Below are 5,387 nucleotides of genomic sequence, written 5' to 3'. Positions count from 1 at the left end.
GGTCGCGGGTGATCATCGTCAAGGGCGGCAAGAGTGCCAACGGGCCTGTGATGGTGCCGCAGCAGCTTGACCGCCGGCCCGATGGTGCGCCGAAGCGCCGGCAGAAGCGGGCCTGGATGCTGAACGTCAGTCAGCTGAAGGCGGATTTCTACACCTGGCTGGCAAAGGAAGACCCACTGGAACGCGGATACTGCGATTTCCCGCGCGGGATGGGGGATGAGTATTACCGGCAGGTGACCTCGGAGGTGCGGGTTCTCAAGCGGGACCGCTACGGCGTGATGACGAGCAGCTGGGAGCTGGTCGAGACGACCCGCCGGAACGAAGGCCTGGACACGATGAACTATGCCGAAGCTGCGGCCCGGCGGAAGGGCTGGGCCTCGCTGACTGCCGAACAGTGGGCGATTTTCGAGGCGGAACGTGGTGCCGCCCCGGCGGAACCGCAGCCCGATCTGTTCGATCAGACGGTTGTTGTTGCGCCGACTGAGCAGAGGCCTGCGGCATCGCCGGCGGAGAAGAAGAAAACGAAATCTGGCGGGTCCGACTGGTTGGGCGCCCGCGCGAAAAAGGGAAGCTGGTTCTGATGGCCTGGACTCAAACTGAGCTGGACGCGCTGAAATCGGCCTATGCCGCCGGCACCACGGTGGTTCAATTCGATGGCAAGCGCATCGAATACGACAGCGAGTCTGGCCTTCTGAAACGAATTCGCACGATCGAGGCCGAAATCTCATCGCAATCCGGCAAGGCCAAGGCCCGCGTCGGCTATGTCACCTTCTCGAGGACCTGAGCCATGAACGGAGTTGCCTGGGGATGGCAGGAACGGGTGCTCGAGGTCTTCTCGGCGCGGGCGGCGCGGCAGCGCTACACCTCGCGGATCGCCAACTTCAATCTGCGGCGCGCCTATGACGGCGCCGCGAAGGGCCGGCTTTCGGATGGCTGGCGGACGGCCAGCACCTCGGCCGACGCGGAGGTGCGCGTTGCCGGAGGCTTGCTGCGCGACCGGATGCGCGACCTGGTGCGCAACAATGCCCTCGCCGCGCAGGCGGTGCAGGTGCTGGTCAACAACATCGTCGGCACAGGCATTCGGCCACGCGCCCGGACCGGCAATGAGGCGACCAACAAGGCAGTCGACGCGGCCTGGGCCGCCTGGTCGGCACGATGCGACGCCCACGGCCATACAGATTTTCATGGGCTGACCGGGCTGGCGGTTCGCGAAATGATCGAGGGCGGAGACCTGTTCGCGCTGCGCCGCCCGCGTCGGACGCGCCGCACCTCGCCGGTGCCACTCGAAATCGAGCTGTTCGAGGCCGACCACCTGGACGCCGCCCGGTTTGACGATAAGCCTGGCACCCGCATCACGTCGGGCATCGAATACGACTCGGTCGGCCGACGCACCGCCTTCTACATGTTCCCGGATCACCCGGGCGACAACACGCCGACTTTCGGCCGCCGCTTCGAAAGCGTGCGCATTCCGGCCGCGAATGTCGCGCATCTCTTCGAGCGGCAGCGGGTCCAGTCGCGCGGTGTGCCGTGGGGCACTCCCGCGATCCGCGCGCTGCAGGACCTCGGCGACTGGCAGGTCGCGGAGATGGTTCGCAAGAAGACCGAGGCCTGCATGGTCGGGGTTGTCATCGGCGAAGAGGGCGATGGAACCGCCAACATCACACCAGAAATGAAGGACGCCAACAACGACCCGCTGGAATCGTTCCGACCTGGAATGATCGCCTACACGAATGGGCGCGACATCAAGTTCAACACGCCGGCGCATGCGGGCGGGGTGCGGGAGTGGAACATTACCCAGATGCTGATCATCTCGGCCGGCTTCCGGGTTCCCTATGCGCTGATGACGAACGACATGAGCCAGGCCAACTTCTCCAGCAACCGGGCGGGCCTGAACGAGTTCCGGCGCATGGTGGAGATGGTGCAGTGGACCATCGTCATTCCCATGTTCTGCCAGCGCATCTGGGATTGGTTCTGCGATGCAGCCTGGACCGCCGGGGTGATCGACAGCCCGGATATCCCGGTCGAATGGGCCCCGCCCCGGTTCGAAAGCGTCAATCCCTGGCAGGATGCCCAGACCGACCTTCTGGAAACCCGCGCCGGATTTGCCAGCCTGCCGCAGCAGATCGGCAAGCGGGGCTGGGACCTCGATACCTTGCTGGCGGAGCAGGCGCAGGCGCTGGAGAAGGCCGACAATCTCAAGCTGGTTCTGGACAGCGACCCGCGCAAGGTGACGCGCGTCGGGCAGGCGCAATCCTCGTCTCCGGGTGAGGCGGGCACAACCACGCCGGACAACCCGGCCCCCTGAAAGAGGACAAGACATGGCGAAGGACATGGTTGACCTGCCCCTGATCGGGCGGGAGGCAACGGTTGTTGCTGACACGATCGACACTCAGGCGCGGACCATCGAGGTGGTCTGGACGACTGGCGCAACCGTCCAGCGGTATCGCTGGGAGGGCTGGGATGTCGTCGAATACGACGAGGAGCTCGAGGTCTCGGCGCGCGCGGTGCGCCTGGAGCGTCTGAACGGCGGCGCACCTTTCCTCGACAGCCACCGTTCCTGGGGACTGAGCAGTGTCATCGGTTCGGTTGTGCCCGACTCGGTGCGGATTTCGAACGGGCAGGGCACGGCAAAAATCCGGCTGACCGATGCCGAGGACGCTCAGCCCATCGTGCAGCGGATCATGGAGCGGACCATCAACAAGGTCTCGGTCGGCTACCGGGTGCACGAATACCAGATCACCAAGAAGGACGGCGAACGGGATCACTACCGCGCCGTCGATTGGGAACCTTACGAGATTTCGGCGGTCGCTATGCCCGCCGATCCCGGTGCGACGATCCGTTCCGAAGGTGGAATGGTCAATCGCTTTGCCTGTGTCCTGACCCGGCAGGACATCACCGCCGCAGCCGCGGCCATCGAGAAAGGGACGCAGATGTCCGACAAGAACAAGCCCGCGGCCGGGCAGGACCCGGCCCGCACCGCGCCGGAAGGCGAACTGCAGACGCGGGAGGCCCCGCCGACTCCGGCAACTCCGCCGACCGCGCCCGATCTGGACAAGGTTCGCAGCGAAGAGCGCACCCGCTGCTCCGAGATCACCAGGCTCTGTGCGCGCCACAACCTGGACGATGCCTTCCGCGAGGACCTGATCGGTCGCGGCGTGTCGCTGGCTCAGGCGCGCGATGCGGTTCTGACCAAGCTGGAGGAGAGCGACCCCATGGGGCGGACGCAGGAACGGGCGCCGGCTCAGGCGCGGGGCGACGGTGCCACCGAGATCGGGTATCGCGATGCCCTGGCCAACGCGCTGATGCATCGCCACAACCCCGGCGCGGTCAAACTGTCCGATGACGGTCGCAACTTCCGCGGCATGACCATGCTGGAAATCTGCCGCGACGCACTGGAACGCCGCGGCGTCACCACGCGCGGCATGTCGAAGATGGAGATCGCCGGCGCCGCCTTCCAGATGCGCTCGGCCGGGTATCACTCGACGAGCGATTTCCCGTCGATCCTGGCCAACGTGGCGAACAAGACGCTGCGCGACGCCTATGCCTCGACGCAGCGCACGTTCATGGCCTGGGCCCGCCGGTCGAACATCGTCGATTTCAAGCCGGTGAACCGCGTCCAGCTCGGCGGTGCGCCCGATCTGAGCAAGGTTCTGGAAAGCGGCGAGTTCCAGTATGGGACCATGGGCGAGGGCAAGGAGACCTATGCCCTGGCGACCTATGGCAAGATCCTTGGCGTCACCCGCCAGGCGATCATCAACGACGATCTCAACGCCTTCACCCGCGTGCCGGAAGCGTTTGGTGCCTCGGCGGCGGACCTCGAATCCGATATCGTCTACGGGGTCCTGATCGACAACCCGAACATGGCGGATGGTGTGGCGCTGTTCCATGCGACCCATGGCAACCTCGGCACCGCCGCCGTGATCAACGAGACCTCTCTGTCTGCGGCCGAAAAGGCCTTCAGCAAACAGAAGGGCCTCGAGGGGCGGTTGATCTCGGTTCGTCCGCGCTTCCTGATCGTGCCGACCGGCCCGCGCTGGGTCGAGGCGCGCAAGCAGGTGGCGGCGACCACGCCGAACAGCACCTCGGATGTCAACGCCTATGCCGGGTCCTACGAGGTCATCTCGGAGCCGCGCCTGCTGCCGGCGTCGGGTCAGGACCCCTGGTTCCTGGCCGCCGATCCGGCACGGATCGACACGGTGGAATACGCCTATCTGGAAGGGCAGGAGGGCGTCTACACCGAAACCCGCGTCGGGTTCGAGGTCGACGGCATGGAGATCAAGGCGCGCCACGACTTCGCCGCCAAGGCGATCGACTGGCGCGGTCTCTACAAGAACCCCGGCGCGGCCCCGGCCTGAGTGTGACGGCGCCCCTGCTTCGGCCGGGGCGCTGACCTGGCCGGCGCAGGGCTGTCCGGCTTTTCCCCCATTCCGAAAGGATCACTTCCATGAAGAACTATGTTGCACCGGGGGACATGTTCCCCTTCACGCCCTCGGGCGCGGATTACGTTTCGGGTCAGGGCGCGCTGTCTGGCACGCTGTTCGGCGTCTGCGCCGGCGACATCGCCGATGGCGAAGAGGGCGAGATCGAGACCACCGGCGTCTTCCAGCTGCCAAAGACGCCGTCGCAGGCCTGGACGGTTGGCGCGAAGGTCTACTGGACCTCGGGCGGTGTCGCCACCACGACCGCTTCGGGCAACACCCTGATCGGTGTCGCCTATGCGGCGGTTGGCTCGGGCGCGGGTGAAACCCTCGGCCTCGTGCGCCTGAACGGCATCCCGGCCTGATCATGGGCGCGTTCGAAACCGCCATGGCGGCCATCTTCCGTGATGCCAACATGGCGGCGGACGCGCTCTATCATCCCGGCGGATCGGGTTCGGTCCCGGTCCGCATCATTCCCGTCCGTCCCGACGAGGAAATCCAGTTCGGCCGCCAGCGGGTGATTGGCGAGACTTTCGTTTTTCACGTCTCGACCGCTGACCTGGCAGCCCCTGCCGAGGACGACGAAATCACCTATCTCGGCACCCGGTATCGGGTTCTGGGCGTGCCCGAGCGGGACGACCGCCGGTTGCACTGGCGGATCGAGACGGGGCCGGCATCGTGAGGCTGGACCTGGATGTCACGGCATCGCTGGCCGAGCAGCTCGAGAAAGAGATTGTGGACGGGGAGCGCGCTGTCACCCGCGTGATGCAGCGCGCGGCCAAACTGCTGAAGGACAGCTGGCGGCAGGATGTCGAGGGCGCAGGCCTCGGCGGCCGTCTGGCGAAAACCATTCGCGGCGATGCCTTTCCCCGTGGTGGCGCGAGCCTGAATGCAGCGGCGCTGGTCTATACCAAGGCCCCGGTCATCATCGATGCCCATGAAACCGGCCCGCTGATCCGGTCGAAGGAT

General features: G+C 65.9%; 7 protein-coding genes. All 7 read left to right on the top strand.

The window, feature by feature from the left end:
* A partial coding sequence (locus ACFO5X_RS26295; RefSeq protein ID WP_380718134.1) for a terminase gpA endonuclease subunit occupies window positions 1-581 on the top strand: 581 nt, incomplete at its 5' end.
* A complete protein-coding gene (locus ACFO5X_RS26290; protein WP_380718133.1) occupies window positions 581-784 on the top strand; it encodes a phage head-tail joining protein in 204 nt (67 codons plus the stop codon). The genes ACFO5X_RS26295 and ACFO5X_RS26290, both read left to right, overlap by 1 nt.
* 3 nt (window positions 785-787) lie before the next feature.
* Window positions 788-2,305, top strand: a complete 1,518-nt coding sequence (locus ACFO5X_RS26285; protein WP_380718132.1) for a phage portal protein — start codon at window positions 788-790, stop codon at window positions 2,303-2,305.
* 13 nt (window positions 2,306-2,318) lie between these two features.
* Window positions 2,319-4,355 (top strand): prohead protease/major capsid protein fusion protein, encoded by a 2,037-nt coding sequence (locus ACFO5X_RS26280; protein WP_380718131.1) that lies wholly within the window; start codon window positions 2,319-2,321, stop codon window positions 4,353-4,355.
* Window positions 4,356-4,444: 89 nt separating this feature from the next.
* Window positions 4,445-4,783, top strand: a complete 339-nt coding sequence (locus ACFO5X_RS26275; RefSeq protein ID WP_380718130.1) for a DUF2190 family protein — start codon at window positions 4,445-4,447, stop codon at window positions 4,781-4,783.
* Between the two features lie 2 nt (window positions 4,784-4,785).
* Window positions 4,786-5,100, top strand: a complete 315-nt coding sequence (locus ACFO5X_RS26270; protein WP_380718129.1) for a head-tail joining protein — start codon at window positions 4,786-4,788, stop codon at window positions 5,098-5,100.
* The coding region (locus ACFO5X_RS26265) for a DUF6441 family protein (RefSeq protein ID WP_380718120.1) at window positions 5,097-5,387 on the top strand (291 nt) is incomplete at its 3' end. The genes ACFO5X_RS26270 and ACFO5X_RS26265, both read left to right, overlap by 4 nt.

The sequence above is a fragment of the Seohaeicola nanhaiensis genome, from assembly GCF_042654245.1.
Lineage (GTDB): Bacteria > Pseudomonadota > Alphaproteobacteria > Rhodobacterales > Rhodobacteraceae > Seohaeicola_A > Seohaeicola_A nanhaiensis.
Note: the sequence above shows the minus strand (reverse complement) of the source record. Positions and strands in the feature narration are given on the sequence as shown.

Coding starts and splice junctions, on each gene's coding strand:
- ACFO5X_RS26290 (WP_380718133.1), top strand. CDS start 581: ATGGCCTGGACTCAAACTGAGCTGGACGCGCTGAAATCGGCCTATGCC.
- ACFO5X_RS26285 (WP_380718132.1), top strand. CDS start 788: ATGAACGGAGTTGCCTGGGGATGGCAGGAACGGGTGCTCGAGGTCTTC.
- ACFO5X_RS26280 (WP_380718131.1), top strand. CDS start 2,319: ATGGCGAAGGACATGGTTGACCTGCCCCTGATCGGGCGGGAGGCAACG.
- ACFO5X_RS26275 (WP_380718130.1), top strand. CDS start 4,445: ATGAAGAACTATGTTGCACCGGGGGACATGTTCCCCTTCACGCCCTCG.
- ACFO5X_RS26270 (WP_380718129.1), top strand. CDS start 4,786: ATGGGCGCGTTCGAAACCGCCATGGCGGCCATCTTCCGTGATGCCAAC.